The 23,198-nt window shown below is 72.0% G+C and carries 19 protein-coding genes and 1 riboswitch; of the genes, 10 read left to right on the forward strand and 9 right to left on the reverse strand.

From position 1 onward, the window contains the following. Nucleotides 1-183: 183 nt before the first annotated feature. On the reverse strand, nt 184-1,413 hold the full coding sequence (gene fahA / locus B0675_RS11995; RefSeq protein WP_081218798.1) for a fumarylacetoacetase: 1,230 nt from the start codon (nt 1,411-1,413) through the stop codon (nt 184-186). Between the two features lie 228 nt (nt 1,414-1,641). On the opposite strand from fahA, the gene B0675_RS12000 reads away from it, so the two are divergent. Together B0675_RS12000 and B0675_RS12005 are read left to right on the forward strand one after the other, a co-directional pair. Continuing rightward, nucleotides 1,642-2,913 (forward strand): ATP-grasp domain-containing protein, encoded by a 1,272-nt coding sequence (locus tag B0675_RS12000; RefSeq protein ID WP_081218799.1) that lies wholly within the window; start codon nt 1,642-1,644, stop codon nt 2,911-2,913. Nucleotides 2,914-2,940: 27 nt separating this feature from the next. Beyond that, nucleotides 2,941-4,161, forward strand: a complete 1,221-nt coding sequence (locus B0675_RS12005; protein ID WP_081218800.1) for an FAD-dependent oxidoreductase — start codon at nt 2,941-2,943, stop codon at nt 4,159-4,161. Nucleotides 4,162-4,197: 36 nt separating this feature from the next. Here the strand turns inward: B0675_RS12005 and B0675_RS41930 are convergent, their stop codons facing one another. Then, nucleotides 4,198-5,205: a hypothetical protein gene (locus tag B0675_RS41930; RefSeq protein WP_241539763.1), complete on the reverse strand. Its 1,008-nt coding sequence runs from the start codon at nt 5,203-5,205 to the stop codon at nt 4,198-4,200. Nucleotides 5,206-5,524: 319 nt separating this feature from the next. Between B0675_RS41930 and B0675_RS12015 the strand changes: the two genes are divergently transcribed. After that, entirely contained in the window at nt 5,525-6,334 is an 810-nt protein-coding gene (locus B0675_RS12015) for a Cof-type HAD-IIB family hydrolase (protein ID WP_081218801.1), read from the forward strand. A 277-nt stretch (nt 6,335-6,611) separates the two neighbouring features. Here B0675_RS12015 and B0675_RS12020 read toward each other — a convergent pair whose 3' ends face one another. From B0675_RS12020 to B0675_RS12030, 3 genes are all read right to left on the reverse strand, one after another. Then, nucleotides 6,612-7,331, reverse strand: coding sequence for a LysM peptidoglycan-binding domain-containing protein (locus tag B0675_RS12020; protein ID WP_081218802.1), 720 nt, complete (start codon nt 7,329-7,331; stop codon nt 6,612-6,614). Nucleotides 7,332-7,335: 4 nt separating this feature from the next. After that, a riboswitch (cyclic di-AMP (ydaO/yuaA leader) is annotated at nt 7,336-7,496 on the reverse strand. Nucleotides 7,497-8,057: 561 nt separating this feature from the next. Next, entirely contained in the window at nt 8,058-10,055 is a 1,998-nt protein-coding gene (locus B0675_RS12025; protein WP_081221742.1) for a CocE/NonD family hydrolase, read from the reverse strand. A 10-nt stretch (nt 10,056-10,065) separates the two neighbouring features. Next, nucleotides 10,066-11,562 (reverse strand): peptide MFS transporter, encoded by a 1,497-nt coding sequence (locus B0675_RS12030; RefSeq protein ID WP_081218803.1) that lies wholly within the window; start codon nt 11,560-11,562, stop codon nt 10,066-10,068. 339 nt (nt 11,563-11,901) lie between these two features. On the opposite strand from B0675_RS12030, the gene B0675_RS12035 reads away from it, so the two are divergent. The 4 genes from B0675_RS12035 to B0675_RS12050 all read left to right on the forward strand — a co-directional run bounded on the left by B0675_RS12035 (nt 11,902) and on the right by B0675_RS12050 (nt 16,580). After that, entirely contained in the window at nt 11,902-12,912 is a 1,011-nt protein-coding gene (locus B0675_RS12035; protein ID WP_081218804.1) for a polyprenyl synthetase family protein, read from the forward strand. Between the two features lie 309 nt (nt 12,913-13,221). After that, nucleotides 13,222-14,484: a DUF2092 domain-containing protein gene (locus B0675_RS12040; RefSeq protein ID WP_081218805.1), complete on the forward strand. Its 1,263-nt coding sequence runs from the start codon at nt 13,222-13,224 to the stop codon at nt 14,482-14,484. 31 nt (nt 14,485-14,515) lie between these two features. After that, on the forward strand, nt 14,516-15,511 hold the full coding sequence (locus tag B0675_RS12045; protein ID WP_081218806.1) for an ABC transporter ATP-binding protein: 996 nt from the start codon (nt 14,516-14,518) through the stop codon (nt 15,509-15,511). Beyond that, complete coding sequence (locus tag B0675_RS12050; RefSeq protein ID WP_241539764.1) at nt 15,498-16,580, forward strand: ABC transporter permease; 1,083 nt, start codon at nt 15,498-15,500, stop codon at nt 16,578-16,580. Before B0675_RS12045 ends, B0675_RS12050 begins: the two co-directional genes overlap by 14 nt. Before the next feature lie 21 nt (nt 16,581-16,601). Here the strand turns inward: B0675_RS12050 and B0675_RS12055 are convergent, their stop codons facing one another. Beyond that, a complete protein-coding gene (locus B0675_RS12055; RefSeq protein ID WP_081218807.1) occupies nt 16,602-17,186 on the reverse strand; it encodes an NAD(P)H-dependent oxidoreductase in 585 nt (194 codons plus the stop codon). A gap of 561 nt (nt 17,187-17,747) precedes the next feature. Between B0675_RS12055 and B0675_RS12060 the strand changes: the two genes are divergently transcribed. Continuing rightward, nucleotides 17,748-19,118, forward strand: a complete 1,371-nt coding sequence (locus B0675_RS12060; protein WP_081218808.1) for a tetratricopeptide repeat protein — start codon at nt 17,748-17,750, stop codon at nt 19,116-19,118. Nucleotides 19,119-19,390: 272 nt separating this feature from the next. Next, on the forward strand, nt 19,391-19,936 hold the full coding sequence (locus B0675_RS12065; RefSeq protein WP_081218809.1) for a hypothetical protein: 546 nt from the start codon (nt 19,391-19,393) through the stop codon (nt 19,934-19,936). Nucleotides 19,937-19,957: 21 nt separating this feature from the next. Here the strand turns inward: B0675_RS12065 and B0675_RS12070 are convergent, their stop codons facing one another. From B0675_RS12070 to B0675_RS12080, 3 genes are all read right to left on the reverse strand, one after another. Next, a complete protein-coding gene (locus B0675_RS12070; protein WP_081218810.1) occupies nt 19,958-20,422 on the reverse strand; it encodes a VOC family protein in 465 nt (154 codons plus the stop codon). Nucleotides 20,423-20,599: 177 nt separating this feature from the next. Further along, nucleotides 20,600-21,568, reverse strand: a complete 969-nt coding sequence (rarD, locus tag B0675_RS12075) for an EamA family transporter RarD (RefSeq protein WP_081218811.1) — start codon at nt 21,566-21,568, stop codon at nt 20,600-20,602. 256 nt (nt 21,569-21,824) lie between these two features. Continuing rightward, nucleotides 21,825-22,679, reverse strand: coding sequence for an SDR family oxidoreductase (locus B0675_RS12080; RefSeq protein WP_081221744.1), 855 nt, complete (start codon nt 22,677-22,679; stop codon nt 21,825-21,827). A gap of 91 nt (nt 22,680-22,770) precedes the next feature. Between B0675_RS12080 and B0675_RS12085 the strand changes: the two genes are divergently transcribed. Then, nucleotides 22,771-23,187 (forward strand): helix-turn-helix domain-containing protein, encoded by a 417-nt coding sequence (locus B0675_RS12085; protein WP_081218812.1) that lies wholly within the window; start codon nt 22,771-22,773, stop codon nt 23,185-23,187. Nucleotides 23,188-23,198 lie beyond the last annotated feature (11 nt).

Consider the following 23,198-nt stretch of genomic DNA (forward strand, 5'->3'; position numbering starts at 1 on the left):
GGGTCGGCGCCGGCCGGTCCCCCAACGGGTCACGGTGGCCAGGGCCCTGGCCACCGTGACAGGGACTCCCCGTGACAGGGACTCCCCGTGACAGGGACTCCCCGTGACAGGGACTCCCCGTGACAGGGGCTCCCCGTGACAGGGAATCCCCGTGGAGGGGAGATCCCGTCGAGGGGCGGCCCGTTACGGGGTGACGGCCGGGGTGATGCGGCCCCGGACCTCGCCCAGGCCCACCCGGGTGCCGCCCGGGCCCGGCGCCCACGCGGTCAGGGTGACCTCGTCGCCGTCCTCCAGGAACGTGCGCTTGCCGTCGGGGAGTTCGAGAGCGTCGCGGCCGTTCCAGGTGAGTTCGAGCAGGGAGCCGCGTTCCGCGTCGGAGGGGCCGCTGACGGTTCCGGAGCCGTACAGGTCGCCGGTGCGCAGGGAGGCGCCGTTGACCGTCATGTGCGCCAGTTGCTGGGCGGCCGTCCAGTACATGGTGGAGAAGGGCGGCTCGGAGACGACGTGGCCGTTGACGGCGACGGAGATCCGCAGGTCGTAGCCGCCCGGGTCCTCGGAGGCGTCGTCGAGGTAGGGGAGGAGGGGGTGCGTGCGGGCCGGGGGCGCCACACGGGCCTCGTCGAGGGCGTCGAGCGGGGTGATCCAGGCGGACACCGACGTGGCGAAGGACTTGCCGAGGAACGGGCCGAGGGGGACGTACTCCCAGGCCTGCAGGTCGCGGGCCGACCAGTCGTTGAGGAGGCAGAGCCCGAAGACGTGGTCGCGGTAGTCGCCGAGCCCCACGGGCCGGCCCATCTCGGTGGGGGTGCCGACGACGAAGCCGACCTCCGCCTCGATGTCCAGACGGACCGACGGACCGAAGACGGGGACGGCGTCCGCGGGGGCCTTGCGCTGGCCCGAGGGGCGTACGACGTCCGTGCCGGAGACCACGACCGTGCCCGAGCGGCCGTGGTAGCCGATCGGCAGGTGCTTCCAGTTGGGCGTGAGGGAGTCGGCGGCGTCGGGACGGAAGATCTGGCCGACGTTCCGGGCGTGGTTCTCGGAGGCGTAGAAGTCGACGTAGTCCGCGACGGTGAAGGGGAGGTGGAGCGTCACCTCGGAGAGGTGACGGAAGTGGGGAGCGAGCGTCTCCCGGTGGGCCGGCACGGTCACCCAGGCCGTCAGCGCGCGCCGGACGTCGGACCAGGCGGTGCGGCCGGCGGCGAGCAGCGGGTCCAGCGTCGGCTGCGCGAGCAGCCCGGCATACGGGGAGCCGAGCGCACGGGCGGCGGCACCCGCGTCCAGCACATGGTCGCCGAGGCGCACGCCCACGCGCCGCTCGGCGGCACCTGCCGCGCCGGTCGGGGAGAACACGCCGTACGGGAGGTTGTGCGGGCCGAAGGGATCGCCCTCGGGGACATCGAAGGGGGGCATCGGTAGGTGCCTCGCTTTCGGATTCGTACGCGCCATGTGATCCATGCGTTCCACGCGTTTCCTGTGGTCGGGGCACACGTTACGGGGGAGGGGGCCCGCAGCGGCAGTGTCTAAAGAGTTTGCAATGTCCGAATTGGTCTTGTCGGACTGGGTAATTCCGGCTTAGCGTCCTTTGGGGGACACGGACGGGGTGGGTCCGGTCCGTAGGGGGGACATGTGGGGGGACGCATGGCCAGGAGTTCCAGTGGCGTGCCGGTTGACGCCGACCGTGAAGTCCCGGGCCTGATAGTCAAGTTCGGCGACTATCCGCTGCACCACGGCGGGGTGGGAGCCATCCGGAGCCTGGGCCGGCTGGGCATACCCATGTACGCCATCACCGAGGACCGGTACACGCCGGCCGCCAGTTCGCGCTATCTGCGGCGCGCGTTCGTGTGGCCGACCACGGGGACGGAGGAACCCGAGCAGCTCGTCGAGGGGCTGTTGCGCGTCGGCCGGCGCATCGGGCGACCCACCGTCCTCGTCCCGACCGACGAGGAGGCCGCGGTACTGATCGCCGAGCACCAGGAGGAGTTGGCCCACCGCTTCCTCTTCCCGCGGGTGGACGCCAAGCTGCCGCGTCGGCTCGCCAGCAAGCAGGGGCTGCACGAACTGTGCGTGGAGCACGGCATCCCCAGCCCCGCCGCGGCCTTCCCGCAGTCGTACGAGGAGATCGAGGCGTTCGCCGAGAAGGCGCGCTTCCCGCTCGTCGCCAAGAACCGTGAGGCGTTCGTGCGACGTAGCCGGCCGGCGGTGCACGGGACGACCCGGATCGCGACCCGGGAACGGCTGCTGGCCCTCGCCCGGGACTGGGGGCCGCAGCCCGGCGTGATCCTCCAGGAGTACCTGCCGAGGGAGGACGCGGAAGACTGGATCGTGCACGGCTGCTTCGACGCGGACTCGACGCCGCTCGCGATGTTCACCGGCGTCAAGGTCCGTTCCTGGCCGCCGCACGCGGGCATGACGGCGAACGCGTACGTCGTGGACAATCCGGAACTCGCGGACATCGCCGCACGTTTCATCAAACAGATCGGCTTCACCGGAGTCATCGATCTCGACCTGCGTTTCGACCGCCGCGACGGTCAGTACAAACTGCTCGACTTCAACCCGCGCATGGGCGCCCAGTTCCGGCTCTTCGAGAGCGAGTCGGGGATCGACGTCGTCCGTGCCCTGCATCTGAGCCTGACCGGCCGTCCTGTTCCGGAGGGGGAACAGCGTGCCGGCCACCGGTACATCGTGGAGAACATCGACCTGCCGGCTCTGCTCGCCTACCGGCGCAGTGGTTACACGACACCGCACGCGCCGGCCCGCGCGAGCGGTACGGAGCTGGCCTGGCTCGCGGGTGACGACCTGCGGCCGTTCTTCACGATGCTCGCGCGCTTCGTGCGGCCGGGCGCGAGGCATCTGTACCACCTGTGGCGGACCAACCGCCGCGGCAGCACCAGCAGTTCCACCGCGAAGTAGGCGTAGTGCGTCCTGGGGAGGGACTTCGTGATTCATCCGGTAGCAGTCATCGGCGCGGGGCCGTACGGACTGTCCACCGCCGCCCATCTGCGGGCGCGGGGCATTCCGGTGCGGGTCTTCGGCGAGCCCATGGTGAGCTGGCGCGACCACATGCCCGAGGGAATGCTCCTCAAGTCGACTCCGGCCGCCTCGAACATCGACGCCCCCCAGCCGGGGCACACCCTCGGTGACTACTGCGCGGCGGCGGGGATACCGCGCCTGGTCACGGACGAGGACATCATCCCGGTCGAGACCTTCATCGCGTACGGGGAGTGGTTCCGGCAGAAGCTCGTGCCCGGGCTGGAGCAGGTGCGGGTCGTCTCGGTCGACCGCGGGAGCGGCCCCGACGCGGCCGGGTCCGGGGGGTTCGACATCAAGCTGGACTCGGGGGAGTCGTTCACCGCCCGCGCGGTCGTCGTCGCCACCGGGCTGTCGGGACTGGCCCACCTGCCTCCGGAGTTGGCCGGGGCGGCGGCGGACGGTCCCACGCCCTCCGGCCCGGTCTCGCACAGCTCGCAACACCACGACCTGCGCCGGTTCTCCGGCAAGGAGCTGATCGTCGTCGGGGCCGGCCAGTCGGCACTGGAGACGGCGGCACTGGCGGCGGAGGCGGGCGCGCAGGTCCGTGTCGTGTCCCGGGGGAAGGGGGCGGTCGACTTCGGTGCGCCTCCGTGGGACCAGCCGAAGCTGCGGCCGGAATCGCCGTTCGGCCGCGCCTGGTCCCTGTGGGCGCTGAGCTACTACCCGCAGCCCTACCGCCATCTGCCCGCCGAGGCCCGGCACTACCTGGTGCGCCGCGTACTAGGGCCCCTCGGCGCCTGGTGGCTCAGGGACCGCTTCGAGGGCAAGGTCGGCGTTCGTGAGGTGGAGCGGATCGTCAGCGCGGCGGCCACCGACGGAAAACCCGTCCTCACGGTGCGCACCCATGGGGGCCGGGTCGAGGAACTCACCGCCGATCACGTCATGGCGGCGACCGGCTATCGCGTCGACATCGCGGCGATGGACTTCCTCGGGCATGAGCTCCGGGCAGGGCTGGCCGCCAGCCGCGGCACGCCGAGGCTGGGCGCCGGGTACCGCTCCTCGCTGCCGGGGCTGTACTTCACGGGCCTGCCGGCGGCGTCCTCGTACGGTCCGGTGATGCGCTTCGTGTGCGGCACGGAGTTCGCCTCCCCGCGGCTCGCCAGGCATCTGGCGGCCGCGCACGGGTGAGCCGTCGGACCCCTCGCCCCCCGGGCAACTCGTGGGTCAGGACTCCTCCTTGAGGGTCCAGGCGCCCGAGTTGTCCGGTGGGGCGGGCCGGACGGTCCAGCGGGAGAGGTCGCCGTCCGTCTCCGGGGCGCCCGAGGGCAGCATGCCCAGGGAGTCGGGTTCGAAGTAGAGGTGGTGCGCCCAGAACTCCGGGAGTTCATGGCCGAGGAGGTCCTCACCCATGGGCGCGAGATCCTCGCCCACATGGCGTTCGTTGACGCGCGCGACGGCCTCCGCGCGGGAGACGCCGAAGCGGGTCACGAGCACGTCCGCCATCTCGCGGAAGTAGGCGAGCCACTCCGCGTCCAGGTCGATCAGGAACTCCTCGGTCCGCGGGGCGTTCTCGAAGACCGCGGCGGTCTGCCAGACCATGAAGTCCTCGATCATCCCGGGCGGGTTGGCGGCCCGGGTGGCCTTGACCTCCCAGCCCGGACTGTCCATGTCGAAGACGACGACCGGCAGGGCGCGGCCGAAGACCTCCGTGAGGGTTCCGTCGGCGTGGAGGCGCCGGGCGAGGTCGACGCAGTCGGCGTGGAACTGGAGCCGCAGCATCTCGGAGGCGAGGTCCAGCTCGTCCTCCTCGTCCTCCGGCAGGTCCATGCCGAGGAAGTCGTAGTCACCCTCGAACCAGATCCCCTGCTCCTTGGCCGCCTCCACGAACAGGGGCCCGCCGGCGGGGTCTTCGGGGACGTTGCCCAGCATCTCGAATCCGTCGAGCAGCCAGAGGGCGTAGTTCCAGCGCGCCTCACCGGGGTCCTGCGGGGAGGTCTCCTTCGCGTACTGGGTCTCGGTGTTGTAGCCGATGGCCACGTACGGGTGGCGCTCGTCGCCGTCGACGCGCCACACGCGGAGGGACAGCGCGTAGATCTCGGGCCGCAGGGCCTCCGGGAAGCGCCGGACGACGGCTTCGGCGGCGGTGCGCAGGTGGTCCCGGAAGCGGTCCCCCGCGGGGGAGGCGTCGTGGCGCGGCCGTGCGGGCCGTCGTGCGGTGGGCTCGGACGTCATGGATCTCCCCGGTTTCTCGAAGTCGGTTCCCCGCCGGTGACTTCTGGCGTCCCCGCCGTGGCGGGTGCCCCGCGGAGTCGGCCTCGCCGGGCCCGTACCCCGACCCCGGCGCCGGTGATCGTAGCCCCGGATCAGGGAGTTGAGCCGTTGTGATCGGTCCTGCACGGGAAAGTCCGTCTGGGCGGAAGCGGGCCCTGCGTGATCCCAACCGGTCGCAACGCGCCTGCCACCGTACGGCGAACGGCGTTGCTGACGGGATACCGGACGTCGTCCGGTTCACGCCGGGCCGATGTGTCGTTCGATCCGTATTCTTCGGATCATGGCCGCTCCGACTGCATATTCACTCATCGCCACTGACCTGGACGGAACGCTGCTGCGCGGCGACGACACGCTCTCCGACCGGTCACGGGCCGCGTTGGCGAAGGTGACCGCGTCGGGCGCGCAGCACCTGGTGGTGACGGGCCGTCCCGCACCGCGCGTTCGACCGCTGCTCGACGACCTCGGCGGTGCGGGGCTGGCGGTGTGCGGTCAGGGCGCTCAGCTGTACGACGCGGGGACGGACCGGCTGCTGTGGTCGGTGACCCTGGACAGGGAGTTGGCGGAGACGGCGCTCGGAAAGATCGAGGCGGAGGTCGGTCTGCTGTACGCGGCGGTGGACCAGGACGGCGTGGACGGGCTGACGCTCATCGAGCCGGGCTATGTGATGCCGCACCCCACGCTTCCGGCGGTGCGGGTGCGGCGGCGGGACGACCTCTGGGCGCAGCCGATCAGCAAGGTGCTGCTCCGCCACCCCACCATGTCCGACGACGAGTTGGCCTCGACGTCGCGGGGAGTGGTCGGTTCGCTGGCGACGGTCACCATGTCGGGGCCGGGTACCGTCGAACTCCAGCCATGCGGGGTGACCAAGGCCACCGGTCTCGCGCTCGCCGCGACGCACCTCGGCCTCACCCCGTCGGCGACGCTGGCCTTCGGTGACATGCCCAATGACATCCCGATGTTCGACTGGGCCGCCCACGGGGTCGCGATGGCCAACGCCCATCCGGAACTGAAGGCGGTGGCGGACGAGGTCACGCTGTCGAACGAGGACGACGGGATCGCGGTGGTCCTGGAACGGATCTTCGGGTTCTAGGGCGTGTCCGCGACCTCGCGGACACGCCCTAGAACCCGAAGAGCAGGCCGGGCGATGCCCGGCCCCCGGAACACGAGCCGGCCCGGGGCGTCCGCCGATGCCCCGGGCCGTGCCCTTCGTACTGCTGGTGGGACCGCCCCGCACACCCGGTCCGTCACCGTCCCGCGAGGCCCGGTCGTTCACAGCCGACAGAGCGGTCCGTCACCACCGGCGGCCTCGAAGGTGCCGCCGGCAGGTGCCGTGCGGGAGGCGCGGGTGCGCCGGTGCGCCGGTGCGATCAGTAGGCGCCGTTGACGTTGTCGATCGAGCCGTACTTGTCGGCGGCGTAGTTGCAGGCGGCCGTGATGTTGGCGACCGGGTCGTAGGGGTCCATCGACGTGCCGGCCACGTGGTAGGCCTGGAACGTCGGGTCGATGACCTGAAGGAGGCCCTTCGAGGGGATGCCCGCGGCCGCGTTGGAGTCCCAGTTGTTGATGGCCTGGGGGTTGCCGGAGGACTCGCGCATCACGTTGCGGTAGATGCCGTCGTAGCTGCCCGGAATGCCCGCCTTGCCCATGATGTCCAGGGACTGCTTGATCCAGCCGTCCAGGTTGTTGGCGTACGTGGTGGCGGACGCCTGGGTGGCGGTGGTCTTGGCGGCCGTGGCGGCCTTCGCCGGAGCCTTCCCGGTCTTCGTGCCGACCGTCAGGGTGAGGCCCGTGCGCAGGTGGGCGGGGTTGTCGCCGATGACAGCGCGGTTCGCCGCGTACAGCTTCTGCCAGCCGCCGCTCGACGGGTACTTCTTCGCGATCTTGGTCAGGGTGTCACCGGCGACCACCTTGTAGGTGACGAGCGAGACGTTCGGGACGGTCGCGGTCTTGGCGACCTGGGGGGTCGCGGCGTGGGCGCCGGTCGCGCTCATGAGCGGGAGGGCGAGGGCGAGCGCGCCCGTTCCGGCGGCGATCACACCGCGGGTGATGAAGGTGGTACGGCCGTGACGCTGCGTTCCTGCGGGCATGACGAAATGTCCTCTCCGACGCCTGCGAGGTGAGCTGTCGGGTTCGGGCGGGAGATGCCCGGTCGCGCTGGTGGGCGCGGCTTCACCCCGAGCCGTTCCGGTCTCCCGGATCGGCGGCTTACCTGTGGTTCCCCCGCTCCTGCCGTGCGTGGGTGGGTGGGTTACCGGGCGACGGCAGGATTAGGCGATCCGCCCGGTGCGACGAGAACGTATGCGACTGCACATGTCGGGAACAAGGCCTGATGTGGCGGTGAAGATCGCTTTTGCCTGTTTAGAGCGAGGGCAATACGTCCGATTAGGCCGGAATTGAATCCTCAACTTCCCTTTGGCAAAGGGGTCGGCAAGAGGTGGACGGGGGGTGATCCACTGGTCCGCGCGTGACCCAATTCACGCGCCGAGGGGTCACCAAGGCGGCATGCCGGGCAAGTCGGGCATTACGCCACTCCGCTGTGCGGCGCGGGGAGTTCTCGGACGCACGCCGGGAGGGCCCCGCCGGGTGCGGGAGGGGCGGGGTGCGGGAAGGTGGCGCCGGAGCGGGCGCCGGAGCGGGCGCCGGCGAAAGCTGCGGCTTGGGCTCGGAGTTGACGGCTTCTCGTCGGCCGGCAGGTGACATCACGGCGCGATCCGGGCGAGATCCGGACGCGAGCCGGGCGGATGCCGGGCGGATGTCGGAGGTGGTGAGCCGGACGGAGGCGGCCGGTCAACTGCCGCCCCTGCCAGGCTTGTTCAGCCCGCGGTGCGCGGGATGCGCTTCTCCCAGGTCCGGTGGAAGACGACCTCGTCGCCGTCCCGGCAGACGACCTCGTTGGACGTGATGAAGTCCCGCGCGTCGCAGGTGATGGCCGATGTCGTCTCGACGCGGGCGTCCCAGGGAAGGTCGGGGCGGTGCAGCCGGACCGACCAGGTGGAGCGGGCGCGGGCGGAGAGCGGGTCCCTCTCGTCGATCTCGTACGTCTCCCGCGCCTCCTCCGTGAACTCCAGACCGTCGGGATACACGCGGGTGCCGCCGTAGCGGGGGTCCACGTCGAGCCGCCAGGTGCCCGCGGCCACGTCACGCAGGACCAGGCGCTCCGGGCGCGGCTCGTCGAGCGTCACCGGGACCACCACGCCGAGCGGCTCGGCCTCCTCCGCCTCCCCGAAGCCGATGGAGGGGTCCGACTCCTGTGTCCGTACGGGGAGTTCCAGGCTGCTGCCCGCCGGGTCCAGCGTGAAGCCGGCCTCGGAGCCGGGCTGCGGCCAGACCCAGGGCCAGTACGCCGAGGAGACGCTCAGGCGGATGCGGTGGCCCGGGGGGAACGCGTAGCCGATGCCGTTCAGCTCGAACTCCACGTCCTCCGTGGTCCCCGGCTCCCAGGGAACCGCCTGGTCGCGGCCCCGGCGTGCCGACAGGTTGAGGACGCCCCGGGTGACGAGGGTGGAGGCGCCGTCGGGGCCCACGTCGCACAGCCGGGCGATCACCTGGCCCCGGGCGGACGCCGACGTCAGCCGCAGCCGGACCCGGGGGCGGCCCAACACCCACGTCTCCTGCGGCACTTCGAACTCGAAACAGACGGACCGGGCGTCCTCCTCGCGCTGGTCCGGCGGCAGGTCCGCGTCGTTCCCGAACGGGAAGAAACGGCCCGCGTCGACCCCCGTGTGCTGCGGGGAGCGCACCAGGCGCGGAGCGCCCTGGAACGCGTACGGGACGGGGGTGACCGACGGCGAGGGCCACGTCGGGTCGCCGACCCAGCGGCCCGGCAGCTCCGCGTAGACCGTCGCCGGAGGATGCGCGTCCATGACGTAGGAGCGCAGGAGGGGGACGGCGAGCGCGCCCGAGTCCTCGTCCTTGAGCCAGTGGTCCCACCAGCGGAGCGTCTCCTGGAGGAAGCCGATGGCCGGTCCCGGCGGCAGGCCCCGGTCGGGGTACTGGTGGGACCAGGGGCCGATGAGACCGCGGACGCGGTCCGGCGGCAGGTTCTCGACCAGGCGCAGCACCGTGTCGCGGTACGGGTCGTGCCAGCCGCCGACCGCGAGGACCGCCGCGCGGATCGAGCCGTAGTCCTCGCAGGCGCTGCCGTGCCGCCAGTAGGCGTCCCGGGTCTGGTGCGCCAGCCAGGTGTGGATGAACGGGTCGACGGCCTCCAGTCGCTCGGTCCACATGTCGCGCCACATCACCTCACCCACGTGCACCGGGTCCGGCGGGCGGGCGACGAAGGCGAGCATGGTGGCCGCCCAGGCGTGCATGTCGACGGCGAGGACGGAACCACCCGTGTAGTGCACGTCGTTGTCATAGCGGTCGTCCGTCGAGCAGACCGTGACGACCGCCTTGAGCGGCTCGGGCGCGAGGGCCGCGATCTGGAGGGAGTTGAAGCCGCCCCAGGAGATCCCGAACATGCCGACCCGGCCGGTGCACCACGGCTGGGCGGCCAGCCACTCCACCACGGCGACCCCGTCGGCCAGCTCGGTCTCGGAGTACTCGTCGCCCGGCATGCCCTCCGAGTTGCCGTGGCCGCGCACGTCGACGCGGACGGAGGCGTAGCCGTGCCCGGCGTACCAGGGATGGCGCTGCCAGTCGCGCGGTGCCGTCCAGTCGGTCAGCCGGTACGGGAGGTACTCCAGGAGCGCCGGTACGGGCTCTTCCGTCACCGGCCGCCAGATCCGGGCGTACAGCCGGGTGCCGTCCGGGAGCGGGACGAGGACGTCCTCGTGAACGGTCTCGTAGGGGAAGGACGTACGGATGCGCATGCGGGTCACCTCAGTGGACGGGATGCATCGTGCGGCGGAGCCAGGGGGCGGCGGCCATCACGGCGAGGCCCGCGGCCACCGCGATCGCGCCGTTGACGCCGAAGTACGCGGGTTTGGAGACGTCGTCGTAGAACTTCACCGTCTGGGCCTGGATGCCGTTGGCGAGCGCGAGGGACAGGAACCAGAGGGACATCGTCTGGCTGGAGAAGGCGACCGGAGCGAGCTTGGTGGTCGCGGACAGGCCGGACGTCTCCAGGAGGACGTCACCGAGGCCGAGCAGCAGATAGGAGCCGACGATCCACCAGACCGACATGAGGTAGTCGTCCCCGCTGTGGCCGGAGGTCGGCAGCACGATGAGCAGGAACGACAGACCGCCGAGCACGACCCCGAGGGCGATCTTGTTCGAGGCGTGCGGCTGACGGGTGCCCATCCGCATCCAGACGGCGGCCACCACCGGCGCGAGGGCCACCTCGAAGGCACCCAGAGCGGAGGCGTACCAGCCGGCCGGGAAGTCGAAGCCGAAGATCGTCGACTCGGCGTTCGACGAGGCCAGCAGGATCATCGTGGAGTACGCCTGGAAGAGGATGAAGTTGAAGACGGTCGAGGCGAGGAAGAGGACCACGTAGGGGCGCAGCCTGCCGCGTTCCTCGGACGTCACCCGGGGGCTGGTGAACATCACCCAGAAATAGACGATGGGCAGGATCACCGAGATGACGGTCAGCAGGTCGACGAAGCGGTCCATGGTCAGCCAGCCGACGGAGGCGAGGAGCACGGCGAGGACCGCGACGGCCAGCAGGCCGAGGACGATCCCGCGGACGGCGCGGCGCATGGCGTCCGGCGCGAGGGCGAATTCCGCCGCGCGGGTGCGCCCGGCCAGGTGACGGCGGCCCGCCACGTACTGGATCAGGCCGAAGGTCATGCCGACCGCCGCCGCCGAGAAGCCCCAGTGCCAGCCCTCGTGGTCGCCGAGCCAGGCGGTGATCAGGGGGCCGGCGAAGGCGCCGATGTTGATCGCCATGTAGTAGAGGGCGAAACCGGCGTCGCGGCGCTCGTCGTCGGTCCGGTAGAGCTTGCCGACCATGGTGGCGACGTTCGGCTTGAGCAGGCCGGTGCCCGCGCTGATCAGGCCGAGGCCCGCCCAGGTCGCGGCGGCCGCCGGGATCGCCATGGCGTAGTGGCCGCAGGCGATCAGGATGCCGCCCCACAGGACCGCGCGGTACGCGCCGAGCATCCGGTCGGCGAGCCAGCCCCCGGCGACGGAGACCAGGTAGACGAGCGTTCCGTACGCCGCCGAGACCGAGGCGGCGGTGCCCGGCGCCATGCCGAGCCCGCCGTGGGACACGGTGTCGGCGAAGTAGAGGACGAGGATCGCCTGCATGCCGAGGAACGAGAAGCGCTCCCAGACCTCCAGGCCGGAGAGCGTCAGGAGCCCCCTGGGCTGGCCGAAGAAGGCGGTGTCGTCGGCCGGGGGAGGGCCGGGCTCGGCTTCCACGGAGCTGCGGGACACTGCCACCCTCTTCCGCGTACCTCGGACTCGGTACATGTCGTCGTATGTCAGCTCGTATCAACTGATCATGAACATACCGTCGGCCTCCGGATACTGCCCGGGAGGAGGGGTACTCGCGGAGCGAGGCGGACGGGGGTGTTGCGTGTGCCCTACAGGTGTCATCCCGCGTACGTCCTGGCGGAGTCGACTCGGCCGGGGGACGGTGGGCGCTCGTGGTGATCGAAACGTGACCGGATACGCTGACTTGAGTGATGGCAGCGACACATCGACAAACCGTGTCATCGACCGAATGATCGACCGAGTTCGCCATGTGATCGTCAGCAGACAGGAGAACCTCTCGTGACCGTCGTCGGGCCGTTCGGGCTGAGCGTGCGGGACCAGGCTCTCGAAGCCGATGTCCAGGCCGGATTGGCGGCTGTCGAGGAGGGTTTGCTCGAAGCCACCAAGAGCGAGGTCCCCTTCATCACGGAAGCCGCCCAGCACCTCGTGCGTGCCGGGGGAAAGCGGTTCAGGCCGCTGCTCGTGATGCTCGCCGCGCAGTTCGGTGATCCCTACGCGCCGGGTGTCGTGCCCTCGGCCGTGGTCGTCGAGCTGACCCATCTCGCCACGCTGTACCACGACGACGTGATGGACGAGGCCGAGGTCAGGCGCGGTGTCGACAGCGCGAACGCCCGCTGGGGCAACTCGGTGGCCGTCCTCACCGGAGACTTCCTCTTCGCCCGCGCCTCGTACATCCTGGCCGACCTCGGGCCCGACGCGGTCCGCATCCAGGCCGAGGCGTTCGAGCGCCTGGTGACCGGCCAGATCCTGGAGACCGCTGGTCCGCGCGACGGCCGGGACCCGGTCGATCACTACCTCGACGTGCTGAGCGGCAAGACCGGCTCGCTGGTCGCCGTCGCGTGCCGCTTCGGCGCGATGATGTCCGGCGCCGACGAGACGGTCGTCGACGTGCTGACGCAGTACGGCGAGCGCCTCGGCGTCGCCTTCCAGCTCGCGGACGACGTCCTCGACATCGCCTCCGAGTCGCACGAGTCGGGCAAGACCCCGGGAACCGACCTGCGTGAGGGCATCCCCACGCTGCCGGTGCTGCGGCTGCGCGAGCGCGCGGAGCGGCTGGGCCTCGCCGAGGACATCGCGCTGTGCGAGCTGCTGGACTCCGACCTCACGGACGACGCGCGGCACGCCGAGGCCTTGACCCGGCTGCGGGAGCACCCCGCGCTGGAGCAGGCCCGCCGGGACACCGTGCGGTACGCGGAGGACGCGCGCTCCGCGCTGGCCCCGCTGCCCGAGTGCGACGCCAAGGCCGCTCTGGTCGAGCTGGCGGACGCCGTGGTGCACCGGGCCGGCTGACCGGCCCGCCTGCCTGTCGTCCGAGCCGGCACGGGCGTTCCCGGCGGTCCTTCCGGGCCGTCGGTGCCCCGCCGTGCCGAGAGGGCGGCGCCCGCCCCGGTACGACCCCTACGGGTCGGGGCAGGCGCCGCCCTTTCGTGTCATACCGCAGGACTACGCGGAGTTGATTCCGCGGGCTGACGCTTCCATCGCGCCGATTTGGTCATATGGAGAGCACCACTCCTCACCGGTTCGGGTGAGAATGGCGGCTTAGGGGTGGAGCAGGGGCAGGACCACAGAGCCGCCGCCGACGACGGAGGTAAGGCACACATGGCACCGTACGAAACCGACGACAGCGCGAAGGCCGCCGACGAGGCCGACGACGTGCGGGCCGGGCGACACAGGGCCGCGCGGTACGTCGTTCCGGTCGCGGTGGTGGGGGTGGCGGCGGCGACCATCGGGCTCGTCCCCGCACTCGCCTCGTCCGGAGACCCCGACCTGCCGAAGGTCACCGCGCAGCAACTCATCGAGAAGATCGCCAAGTCGGACGTCCAGCAGCTGTCCGGCACGGTCAAGATCACCACCGACCTCGGACTGCCCGACCTGGGCGGCCTGGCGGGCGGCTTCGCGTCCGGCGCCGTCAAGGGCGACGGCGGCTCCTCCGCCGACCCGCAGTCCAAGCTCATGGAGCTGGCCTCCGGCACGCACACGCTGCGCGTCGCCGCCGACGGACCCGAGAAGGGCAAGGTCTCCCTCCTCGACAACGCCTCCGAGTACAGCGTCATCCACAACGGCAAGGACGTGTGGGGGTACGACAGCAAGTCGAACGAGGTCTACCACGCGACCGCCCCCGAGTCCGCGGGCGCGAAGGGCAAGGCGCCGCACGACGTGCCGGCCACTCCCAAGGACCTCGCCGACGAGGCCCTCAAGTCCGTGGACGACACGACGTCCGTGACCGTCGACGGCACCGCGCAGGTCGCGGGCCGCGACGCGTACAAGCTGGTCGTCAAGCCCCGGCAGTCCGGCTCGACGGTCGGCGCGATCAGCATCGCGGTGGACGCGAAGACCGGGCTGCCGCTGAAGTTCACGCTGACCCCGGCGAGCGGTGGCGCGGCCGTCGTGGACGCGGGCTTCACCAAGGTCGACTTCTCCCGGCCCGCCGCGTCGACGTTCGCCTTCACCCCGCCGAAGGGCGCGAAGGTCACCGAGGGCGACGACCACGAGAGCGCCGGGAAGACGCCGGGGCACCGGGGTCCGGACAAGGCGTCCCCCAAGGGCGACGAGTCGCTCCGCAAGGGTGACAAGGATCTGGCCGGCCTCGACGGAGTGAAGACCATCGGCAAGGGCTGGAGCACCATCGCGGAGTTCGACACGGGCGGCAAGGGCATGCCCTCCGGCACGAAGGGCTCGTCCGGCAACAGTGACGTCGACGGCTTCCTGAACTCCCTCGGCGACCACGTCACCGGAAAGTTCGGCTCGGGCACGGTCTTCTCCACCCGCCTGGTCAACGCGCTGATCACGGACGACGGCAAGGTGTACGCCGGTGCCGTCACCAAGGCCGCGCTGGTGAAGGCGGCCGACGCGGCCCACTGATTCCCGCAGGCACGCCGAACCGAGGGAGCCCATGCAGGAGCTGTCCGCCGCCGAGCCCGATCCGGCGAACGCCGCGCGCGGCGCCGCGTCCGACGACGACGCCGTGATCGCGACGCGCTCACTGAGCAAGCGCTACCGCGGCGGACAGCTCGCCGTGGACGGTCTGGACCTGACCGTCCCGGCGGGCAGCGTCTTCGGCTTCCTCGGGCCGAACGGCTCGGGCAAGACCACCACCATCCGCATGCTGATGGGCCTGATCGAGCCGACCTCGGGCACGGCCCGTGTCCTGGGGCAGCCCATGCCCCGGGCCACGCGGGCCGTGCTCCCGCACGTCGGGGCCCTGATCGAGGGCCCCGCGCTGTACGGCTTCCTCTCCGGGCGGGACAACCTCCTGCGGTACGACGCCGCCGACCCGGCGGCCGACCCCCGCACCCGGCGGGCCCGCGTCGCCGCCGCCCTCGACCGGGTCGGGCTGACCGCGGCGGGCGCCAAGAAGGCGAAGGCGTACTCCCTGGGCATGAAGCAGCGGCTCGGGCTCGCGGCCGCGCTGCTCCAGCCGCGCCGCCTGCTCGTCCTGGACGAACCGACCAACGGCCTCGATCCGCAGGGCATGCGCGAGATCCGCTCCCTGGTCAGGGAACTGGCCTCCGACGGCACGACCGTCTTCCTCTCCTCGCACCTCCTCGACGAGATCGAGCAGGTCTGCACCCACGCCGCCGTGATGGCGCGGGGCCGGCTCATCACCCAGGGCGCCGTCGCCGATCTCGCGGCGGGCGCACGCGGGCGGCTGGTCGTGACCACCCCGGACGGGGGCGACGCGGCCCGGGTGCTCAAGGAGCAGGGCGTGACGGATCTCGTCATGACGGAGACGGGCGTGACCGCCGAACCACCGGACCGCGAACTCGCCGACCTGAACGCCGCGTTGGTCACGGCGGGTGTCCGGGTCCGCGGCTTCGGGATCGAACGGGCCTCGCTGGAGGACGCCTACGTGGCACTGACGGGGGAGGGCTTCGATGTCGCGGGCTGAGAGCGTTCCGGAGACGGGCCGCACCGGGGAGGGTGCCGACGTGGCGACGGACACGGCACCGGTCGGGCCGGCCATCCCCGGGACGGGCGCGTCGGCCATCCCCGGGACGGGCGTGCCGGCCACCCCCGGGACGGGCGCGCCGGCCACCCCCGGGACGGGCGGGCCGGACACGACGCCGCCCGGCCCCGCCGCCTCCGCGGCACGCAGCCCGCGGTCCGGCCGGAAACCGAACCCCCTCTGGACCCTCGGTCTCTTCCGCAGCGAGCTGGTCACCACCTTCCGGCGCTGGCGGACGATCGCCCTGCTCGGCGTCCTCGCGGCCGTGCCGATCCTCATCGGGGTGGCGATCCGGATCGAGACGAGCGACGGGTCGTCCGCGGGCGGAGGCGGCGGCGAGGGCCCCGCGTTCATCGCGCAGATCACCAACAACGGCCTGTTCCTGGTGTTCACGGCGCTGGCCGCGACCCTCCCCTTCTTCCTGCCGATGGCGGTCGGGGTCATCGCGGGCGACGCGATCGCCGGCGAGGCCAACGCGGGCACCCTGCGCTATCTCCTCGTCGCGCCCGCGGGCCGCACCCGGCTGCTCCTCACCAAGTACGCGACCACGATGACGTTCTGCCTGGTCGCGACCCTGGTCGTGGCGGTGTCCGCGCTCACGGTGGGCGCACTGCTGTTCCCACTGGGCGAGCTGACCACCATCTCCGGCACCCGCATCGGCTTCACCGAGGGTCTCGGCCGGGCGCTGCTCATCGCCCTCGCCGTCGCCGCGTCACTGATCGGCGTCGCCGCGCTCGGCCTGTTCGTCTCGACCCTCACCAACAGCGGCATCGCGGCCATGGCGACGACGGTCGGCCTGCTCATCACCGTCCAGATCCTCGACCAGATCCCGCAGCTGCACGCGCTCCAGCCGTACTTCTTCTCCCACTACTGGCTGTCCTTCGCCGACCTCATGCGCGACCCGGTCTACTGGGACGACCTGACCCGCAACCTCGGCCTCCAGGCGCTGTACGCGGCCGTGTTCGGTTCGGCTGCCTGGGCGCGCTTCACGGCCAAGGACATCACCGCCTGACGGCGCCCGGACGCGGGGCGCTCATCCCTCGTACGGGAAGCGGGCGAGCGGTGGTTCCTGCGCGAAGAAGGTCTTCGCCCGGGCCAGGGCGTCGGCGTCGTTCAGTACGTCGCCGCGCCGGCTGCCGTTGCCGAGCAGGACACCGCCGAACCGCATCCCCATGTAGGCGGCCGAGTTGTTCAGCGTGCCCACCAGCGGATCGGCGACCGCCTGCTCCTCGTGCGCGAGGGCGGTGACACCCCACAGGGTGCGCCCGGCGAGGGTCTCCTTGAAGTCGATGCCGGGCGTGCGGAGCCAGCCCGACCAGTAGTCCAGGTAGCGCTTGGTGAGGCCGGACACCGAGTACCAGTACAGCGGCGAGGCGATCACGATGTCGGTGGCCGCGAGCGTGGCGTCCAGGAGCAGCCCCGGGACGGTGCCGGTGGGGGGACGGACGTGGTCGCTGTCGCGGCGCAGGTCCACGAAGTCGGGGAGAGCGTGATCGGCCAGATTCAGCCAGCGCTGCCCCACGTCCGGCGGCAGTTGCTCGGCGGCCTTGCGGGCCAGCAGCTCGGTGTTGCCCTCGGCGCGGCTGCTGCCCAGCACGAACAGGAAATTCCGGGTCATGGCTCCCCCTGGGGTACGCGCCACGGAACGCGACGCGGCGACTGCATGCGTGGACAATATATGCGCACGCATCTAGTTGTCCAGGGTGCCCGACCTGCCCTGGGACGAGCCTGTGACGTCGTGGTGACCTGGGAAACAAGGGGGATCGGGGAGACTCGACTCCGGGCGGCGCCGACCGGGCCGGGGAGCGGCGGGAGCTGATCGTGGGACGGCGGAGCCGCTCGGCCGGTCCGCACCTCCACCCCACGGCGTGAAGAGCGGCCGTCCGCGGATCCGGAACCCCTGCGGGGACCGAAGGGTGGGGGAGGCGAGGATGAGGACCACGCGTACGGGAGCGACCGGGTGGCGTAGCGGGGGTGTGCGTACCCGCCGCCGAGCGGGTACGAGCACAGGGACCACGGTCACGGCCGCGATCCCGTCCCGCGGCGGCCCGCATCCACTCCGCCGGCCCGTGTCCACCGCGTCGACGGCGGACGCGCCGCACCCGCCGTCACCGCCCCGTTCCTCGTCCCCGCACCCGATCCCGTCCTCGCCCCCGACCACCCCTTCGTGAGGGAACCGATGTCTCGACTCAGCCGCGATCAGCAGCGAGAACCTCAGCGGCAGTACCCGGCGGCCGGTGCCGGGGGGCAGCCGGCCACCGGGGAGACCCCGATCGAGGTGCGCGTACCGGCGACGTCCGCCGCCCCGGCGTCCGCCGAGGCCGCCTCCGTGGTGGCGACGGCCGACGGAAGGCCGATCGTGGCCAAGCCGGGGGAGCCGGTGCAGGCCGCGATCCTCAGGCACCTCCACCGTCTCGCGCTGGCCGTCGGCCACCCCGTCCTCGCCAGCGTGCACGACGAGCGCATCGGCTTCGTCGTACCGCTCCAGGTGTCCGCCGACGGCTCCAGTCGTTACACGGGAGAGCCGGTACGGACGTCGGCGCGCCCGGAAGGGACGCCGCCGCGTCCGGAAGCGGCGCCGTCGGCCCCACAGTCGGCGCCCGCATCCGCATCCGCACCCGCATCCGCACCTGAACCCGCATCCGCACCGGCACCCGTGAGGGCGCCCGAGCCCGTCGAACCGACCCAGCCTGTCGAGCCGACCCAGCCCGCCGAAACGGTGAAGCCCGTGACCTCCGCCCCGTCCACCGTGGTCCTGCGCAAGATGCGGCCGCAGCCGCACGTCGAGCCGGACGCCGATCCCCAGCCGGAGTTCCTGCCCCTGCCCGGCGGTGGGGTGACCCAGGTGCTGAGGTCGGCGCCGGCACCGGTGCCCGCTCCACTGGGGCGGTTCGGCCCGGCACCGGTGATGGACCCCGTCGTCGAGCCGCCGTCCGCTCCCGCGCCGAAGCCTTCGGCCCCGGCGACGGAGGCGCTGTCCCTGCTCGCATCCGAGCGGGAACCGGACCCGAAGCCCGCTCCCGTGCGCGGCTTCGACGCGGTGGCCGAGGCCGTGCTCGCGCCGGACCCGGACACCTCGGACCCGGGGCGGGGCACGACGGCGTTCTACGCAGAGCCCGTCGCCCGGATCAACGAGGCCGTGAAGATGGGCCGTATCGACGAGGCCGCGGGGACGGCGGAACGCACGGTCGCGGCAGCGGCACAGGCGCTCGGCGATGATCACCCCGAAGTGCTGAAGCTGCGCGAACTGACCGCCTACATCGCCTACTTGGCGGGTGACGCGCTGAGGTCGTTCCACCTCTCGCTCGATCTGGCACGGGTGCGGCGGCGGCAGCGGGACGCGGAGGGCGCGTACGGCAACGTGCAGAGCGCGGCCACCGCCTGGCGGGCCGTGCGCGATCCGCTCCAGGGCCTGCACCTCGGGCGGGACCTGATCGGGGTCTGGGCCGAACTCGCCGCCGACGGCGGTCCGGCGGCCGACGACATCGGGCAGTTGGAGTCCGCCCGCACCCGTATGGGGCGCCTCACCGAGCGCGCCCGCTCCCTGTGAACGACCCTTCCCGGCCGGCCCGCGGCTCCCGGGGCGAGTGGCGGCGGCGCATCAGGGGGAGGTAGGGGGAAGAAGCAGACCCACGGGAACCGGTGGCGGAAGGGGATCAGCCGATGGGGAGGCGATCGGGAAAGCGGAGAGTGCCCGGCGGGCGACGAGCCGAGAGGTCCGCCGACGAGCTCGGGAACAGGCCCGCACCCGCGCCGCAGCAACCCGCTCCCACCCCTTCCACGAGCGGCGCAGCCCGCACGTCCGGCGCGCTCCTCTCTCCGGTGCTCGACCGCGCCCGGGTCACCGCCGCGTACAGCCGCTCACCGCTGTCCCACGGCGCCCCCACCGGGACGGCACCGCGCCCCCGCGTGGTGGTGAGCGTCAATGAGCTGACCGGCATGATGAGTTGGAGCACGGTCCAGTCGCCGGCGTCCGACCCCTCGGGCCGTCCGGGCGGCGGGACCGCACCCGGCCGCGGTTCGGCGCCCGGCCCCCGCACGCCGAACGCGCAGGGCGCCGCGCCCATCCCGACGAACCCGGCGGACGTACGCGCCGCCGTGAACGTCTCCGTCGCGTCGCTCCCGCCCGCACAGCTGCGGCGTCACCTGGCGGTGGTCGCGGCGCTCCGCTCCCACGTCGCGACCGATCTGGCGGTCGGCGGGAAGCTGCCGCCGACGGTGGCGTCCCACCTGCGCCTGGGGCCGGCCCCGGCGTCCGCGCGGGCACTGAACGAGGAACGCGTCGAGACGACCCGGGAAATGACCCGCAGGCCGCCCGTCACCCGACGGGCATCCGCCCCGTCACCGACCCGGGCCCACCACCGCTGAGGACGGGGCCCGTACGGCCCCTCAGTGCACGCAGAACTCGTTCCCCTCGGGGTCCGCCATCACCACCCACGCGCCGGACGGTTCCTTCACGTCCCGCAGGACGGCCGCCCCCAGCGCACGCAGCCGCTCGACCTCGTCGTCACGGCGTCCCTCGCCGGGGTGCAGGTCGAGGTGGAGGCGGTTCTTGCCCGTCTTGGGTTCGGGGACCCGCTGGAAGAGGATCCGCCGCCCGAGACCGGTGCCGCGCTCGGTGTCGTAGGGGTCGTCGGGGTGCCGTACGGCGATCAGGTCCCGGAAGGCCGGGCGGCCGTGGAAGTCGACGGTGGCCTCGGCCGGGAGGGCGCCCAGACCGAGCAACTGCTCGATGAGGGCGCTGTTGTCCTCGGCCGTGTACCCCAGCGCGGCGGACCAGAAGTCGGCCTGGGCGTGGGGATCGGCGGCGTCGATGACGAGTTTCCAGTGGACGGGTACGGGAGTCGGCGTCATGCCTTCACTTATACGCACCCATCACGCCCCTCGCGCGTGAAGCGGGGTTTCGCCCCCTCGGCCCTGTCCCTGGGGCTGCGCCCGGACCCGGCTCCTCAAGCGTCGGAGGGCCGCACGGCCGCGTCACGCACCCGGCCGCACGGGACCCGCCACCACCATCCGGCGCCGGGCGCAGCGCTACGCGCGCTCCGGTACGACGGGGACCGCCGGCTCTCCGGCGGTCCCGGCCCGGGCCGAATCCCGCAGTGCCAGCGCCCCGCGCCGGGCCGTCCGCAGCGCGTCGAACGTCAGCAGTGACAGGGCGACCCAGACGAGCGCGAACCCGGCCCACCGCTCGGCGGGCATGGCCTCGTGGAAGTAGAAGATGCCGAGGAGGAACTGGAAGACGGGCGCCAGGTACTGGAGGAGGCCGAGCGTGGACAGCGGCACGCGGATCGCGGCGGCGCCGAAGCAGACGAGGGGGATCGCGGTGACCACGCCGGTCGCCGCGAGCAGCGCCGCGTGCCCCGCGCCCTCCGTACCGAAGGTCGCGTCACCCCGTGACCCCAGCCAGAGCAGGTACGCCACGGCCGGAAGGAACTGGATCGCCGTCTCGGCGGCGAGCGACTCGATGCCGCCGAGGTTGACCTTCTTCTTCGCGAGGCCGTACGTGGCGAAGGAGAAGGCGAGGCAGAGGGAGATCCACGGCGGCCGGCCGTACCCGATGGTCAGGACGACGACGGCGGCGAGGCCGACCCCGACGGCGGCCCACTGCACCGGACGCAGCCGTTCCTTGAGGAGCAGCACGCCCATCGCGATGGTCACGAGGGGGTTGATGAAGTAGCCGAGCGAGGCCTCGACCACGTGTCCGGAGTTCACCGCCCAGATGTAGACGCCCCAGTTGACGGTGATGACCGCGGACGCGACGGTGACGAGGCCCAGCTTGCGCGGCTGCCGCAGCAGCTCGCCCGCCCAGGCCCACCGTCGCATGACGAGGAGCGCGGCACCGACGACGACCAGCGACCACGCCATCCGGTGGGCGAGGATCTCGGCCGCTCCGGCCGGTTTGAGCAACGGCCAGAAGAGGGGGACGAGCCCCCACATGCCGTATGCGGCGAAGCCGTTCAGCAGACCTATGTGCTGCTCGCCCCTCGGCTTCCCGGCCACCGGCAACTCCTTCTCGCGCGCGCTACGGACGCCCACCGCGCCCCCACCGCCCGGCCGGTCCCGAGCCGTCGGAACCCTGCGTGCGGCCTCCAAGAAGGTAGCGCCGCACACCGCCGCCTGTCATGCCCGTATCGCCATACGGTCATGACAGGCAGCGGCGTGGCCCCCGCACCCGGAGTCCGGGGGCCGAGGCCGGCTGGCGTACCGCCGGATCCCGCCCGCGGCTCCGGCCGGACCGGTCCTCGGTCCTGCGGGATCAGCCCTTGAGCCCGGCGGCGACGGCCTCCGCGAGCGGGGTGGTCGGACGCCCGGTCAGCCGCGACAGATCGCCGCTGGTGGCGGCCAGCTCGCCCTTCTCGATGGAGGACTCGACACCCGTGAGGATCCCGGCCAGGACCTCGGGCAGTCCGGCGCCGGTCAGGATGCCGGTGAAGGCCTCCGGGGAGACCGGGCGGTAGACGATCTCCTTGCCGGTCTGCCGGCTCAGCTCGGCGGCGTACTCGACGAATCCCCACGCCTCGTCGCCGCTCAGCTCGTACGTCGCGTTCTCGTGGCCCTCGCCGGTCAGCACCGCGACCGCGGCGGCGGCGTAGTCGGCGCGCGACGCGGAGGCGATCCGGCCGTCACCGGCGGCCTGCACGACGGCGTTGTGCTCCAGGACGGGGGCGAGGTTCTCGGTGTAGTTCTCGTGGTACCAGCCGTTGCGCAGCAGCGTGTAGGGCACTCCGGAGGCGAGGAGGACCTCCTCGGTGGCGCGGTGGTCGTCGGCGAGGGCGGCGGTGAGGTCGCCGGGGGCGCTCGTGTAGGCGAGCAGGGCGACACCGGCCGCCTTGGCGGCGTCGATGACGACCTGGTGCTGTCCGACGCGGCCCTTGTCGAACTCGTTGCCCGAGATCAGCAGCACCTTGTCGCCGGCCGAGAAGAGGCCGTCGAAGGTGGCGGGCGCGTTGTAGTCGGCGACCGCGAGCCGTACGCCCCGGGCCGCGAGGTCGGAGGCCTTGGCCTCGTCGCGTACGACGGCGGTGATCTGCTCGGCCGGGACCTTCTCCAGCAGCTGCTCGACGACGTGACGGCCGAGGTGTCCGGTGGCTCCGGTGACGACAATGCTCATGACGTGCATCTCCTTGTGGGGTGCGGATGACACTCACCATAGGAGGTGCGCTAACTGTTGGATAGTACCCACCTTGAAGTAAGGTACTGGCATGACAGTAAGCGGCAAGACGGCGGAGGGGTACGACGCCGGTGAGGCGATGTGCCCCTACCGCCTGGTCCTGGAACACGTCACGAGTCGGTGGGGCGTCCTCGTCCTGATCGAGCTGCTGGAGCGCCCGTACCGGTTCAGCGAGCTGCGCCGGGCGGTGGGCCGGGTCGGCCGGCCCGTCAGCGAGAAGATGCTGACCCAGACCTTGCAGACCCTGGAGCGGGACGGGCTGGTCCACCGTGACGCGAAGCCGGTGATCCCGCCGCGCGTCGACTACTCACTCACCGAGCTGGGCCGCGAGGCCGCGGAGCAGGTGCGGGGACTCGCGATGTGGACCAAGAAGCGCATGGCCGACGTCGAGCAGTCCCGCACCGCGTACGACGAGACCCGGGCGCTCAGGGCCCGGGTCTCCTCGTAACGGCGAACGGC

Origin of the sequence: Streptomyces sp. M41(2017) (genome assembly GCF_002078175.1) — a bacterium.
Lineage (GTDB): Bacteria > Actinomycetota > Actinomycetes > Streptomycetales > Streptomycetaceae > Streptomyces.

What these genes read in the sequence shown, in the direction of transcription:
- B0675_RS12000 (WP_081218799.1), top strand. Translation starts at nt 1,642, where the DNA reads ATGGCCAGGAGTTCCAGTGGCGTGCCGGTTGACGCCGACCGTGAAGTC.
- fahA (WP_081218798.1), bottom strand. Translation starts at nt 1,413, where the DNA reads ATGCCCCCCTTCGATGTCCCCGAGGGCGATCCCTTCGGCCCGCACAAC.
- B0675_RS12055 (WP_081218807.1), bottom strand. Translation starts at nt 17,186, where the DNA reads ATGACCCGGAATTTCCTGTTCGTGCTGGGCAGCAGCCGCGCCGAGGGC.
- B0675_RS12015 (WP_081218801.1), top strand. Translation starts at nt 5,525, where the DNA reads ATGGCCGCTCCGACTGCATATTCACTCATCGCCACTGACCTGGACGGA.
- B0675_RS12045 (WP_081218806.1), top strand. Translation starts at nt 14,516, where the DNA reads ATGCAGGAGCTGTCCGCCGCCGAGCCCGATCCGGCGAACGCCGCGCGC.
- B0675_RS12050 (WP_241539764.1), top strand. Translation starts at nt 15,498, where the DNA reads ATGTCGCGGGCTGAGAGCGTTCCGGAGACGGGCCGCACCGGGGAGGGT.
- B0675_RS12085 (WP_081218812.1), top strand. Translation starts at nt 22,771, where the DNA reads ATGACAGTAAGCGGCAAGACGGCGGAGGGGTACGACGCCGGTGAGGCG.
- B0675_RS12040 (WP_081218805.1), top strand. Translation starts at nt 13,222, where the DNA reads ATGGCACCGTACGAAACCGACGACAGCGCGAAGGCCGCCGACGAGGCC.
- B0675_RS12060 (WP_081218808.1), top strand. Translation starts at nt 17,748, where the DNA reads ATGTCTCGACTCAGCCGCGATCAGCAGCGAGAACCTCAGCGGCAGTAC.
- B0675_RS41930 (WP_241539763.1), bottom strand. Translation starts at nt 5,205, where the DNA reads ATGACGTCCGAGCCCACCGCACGACGGCCCGCACGGCCGCGCCACGAC.
- B0675_RS12070 (WP_081218810.1), bottom strand. Translation starts at nt 20,422, where the DNA reads ATGACGCCGACTCCCGTACCCGTCCACTGGAAACTCGTCATCGACGCC.
- B0675_RS12080 (WP_081221744.1), bottom strand. Translation starts at nt 22,679, where the DNA reads ATGAGCATTGTCGTCACCGGAGCCACCGGACACCTCGGCCGTCACGTC.
- B0675_RS12020 (WP_081218802.1), bottom strand. Translation starts at nt 7,331, where the DNA reads ATGCCCGCAGGAACGCAGCGTCACGGCCGTACCACCTTCATCACCCGC.
- B0675_RS12025 (WP_081221742.1), bottom strand. Translation starts at nt 10,055, where the DNA reads ATGCGCATCCGTACGTCCTTCCCCTACGAGACCGTTCACGAGGACGTC.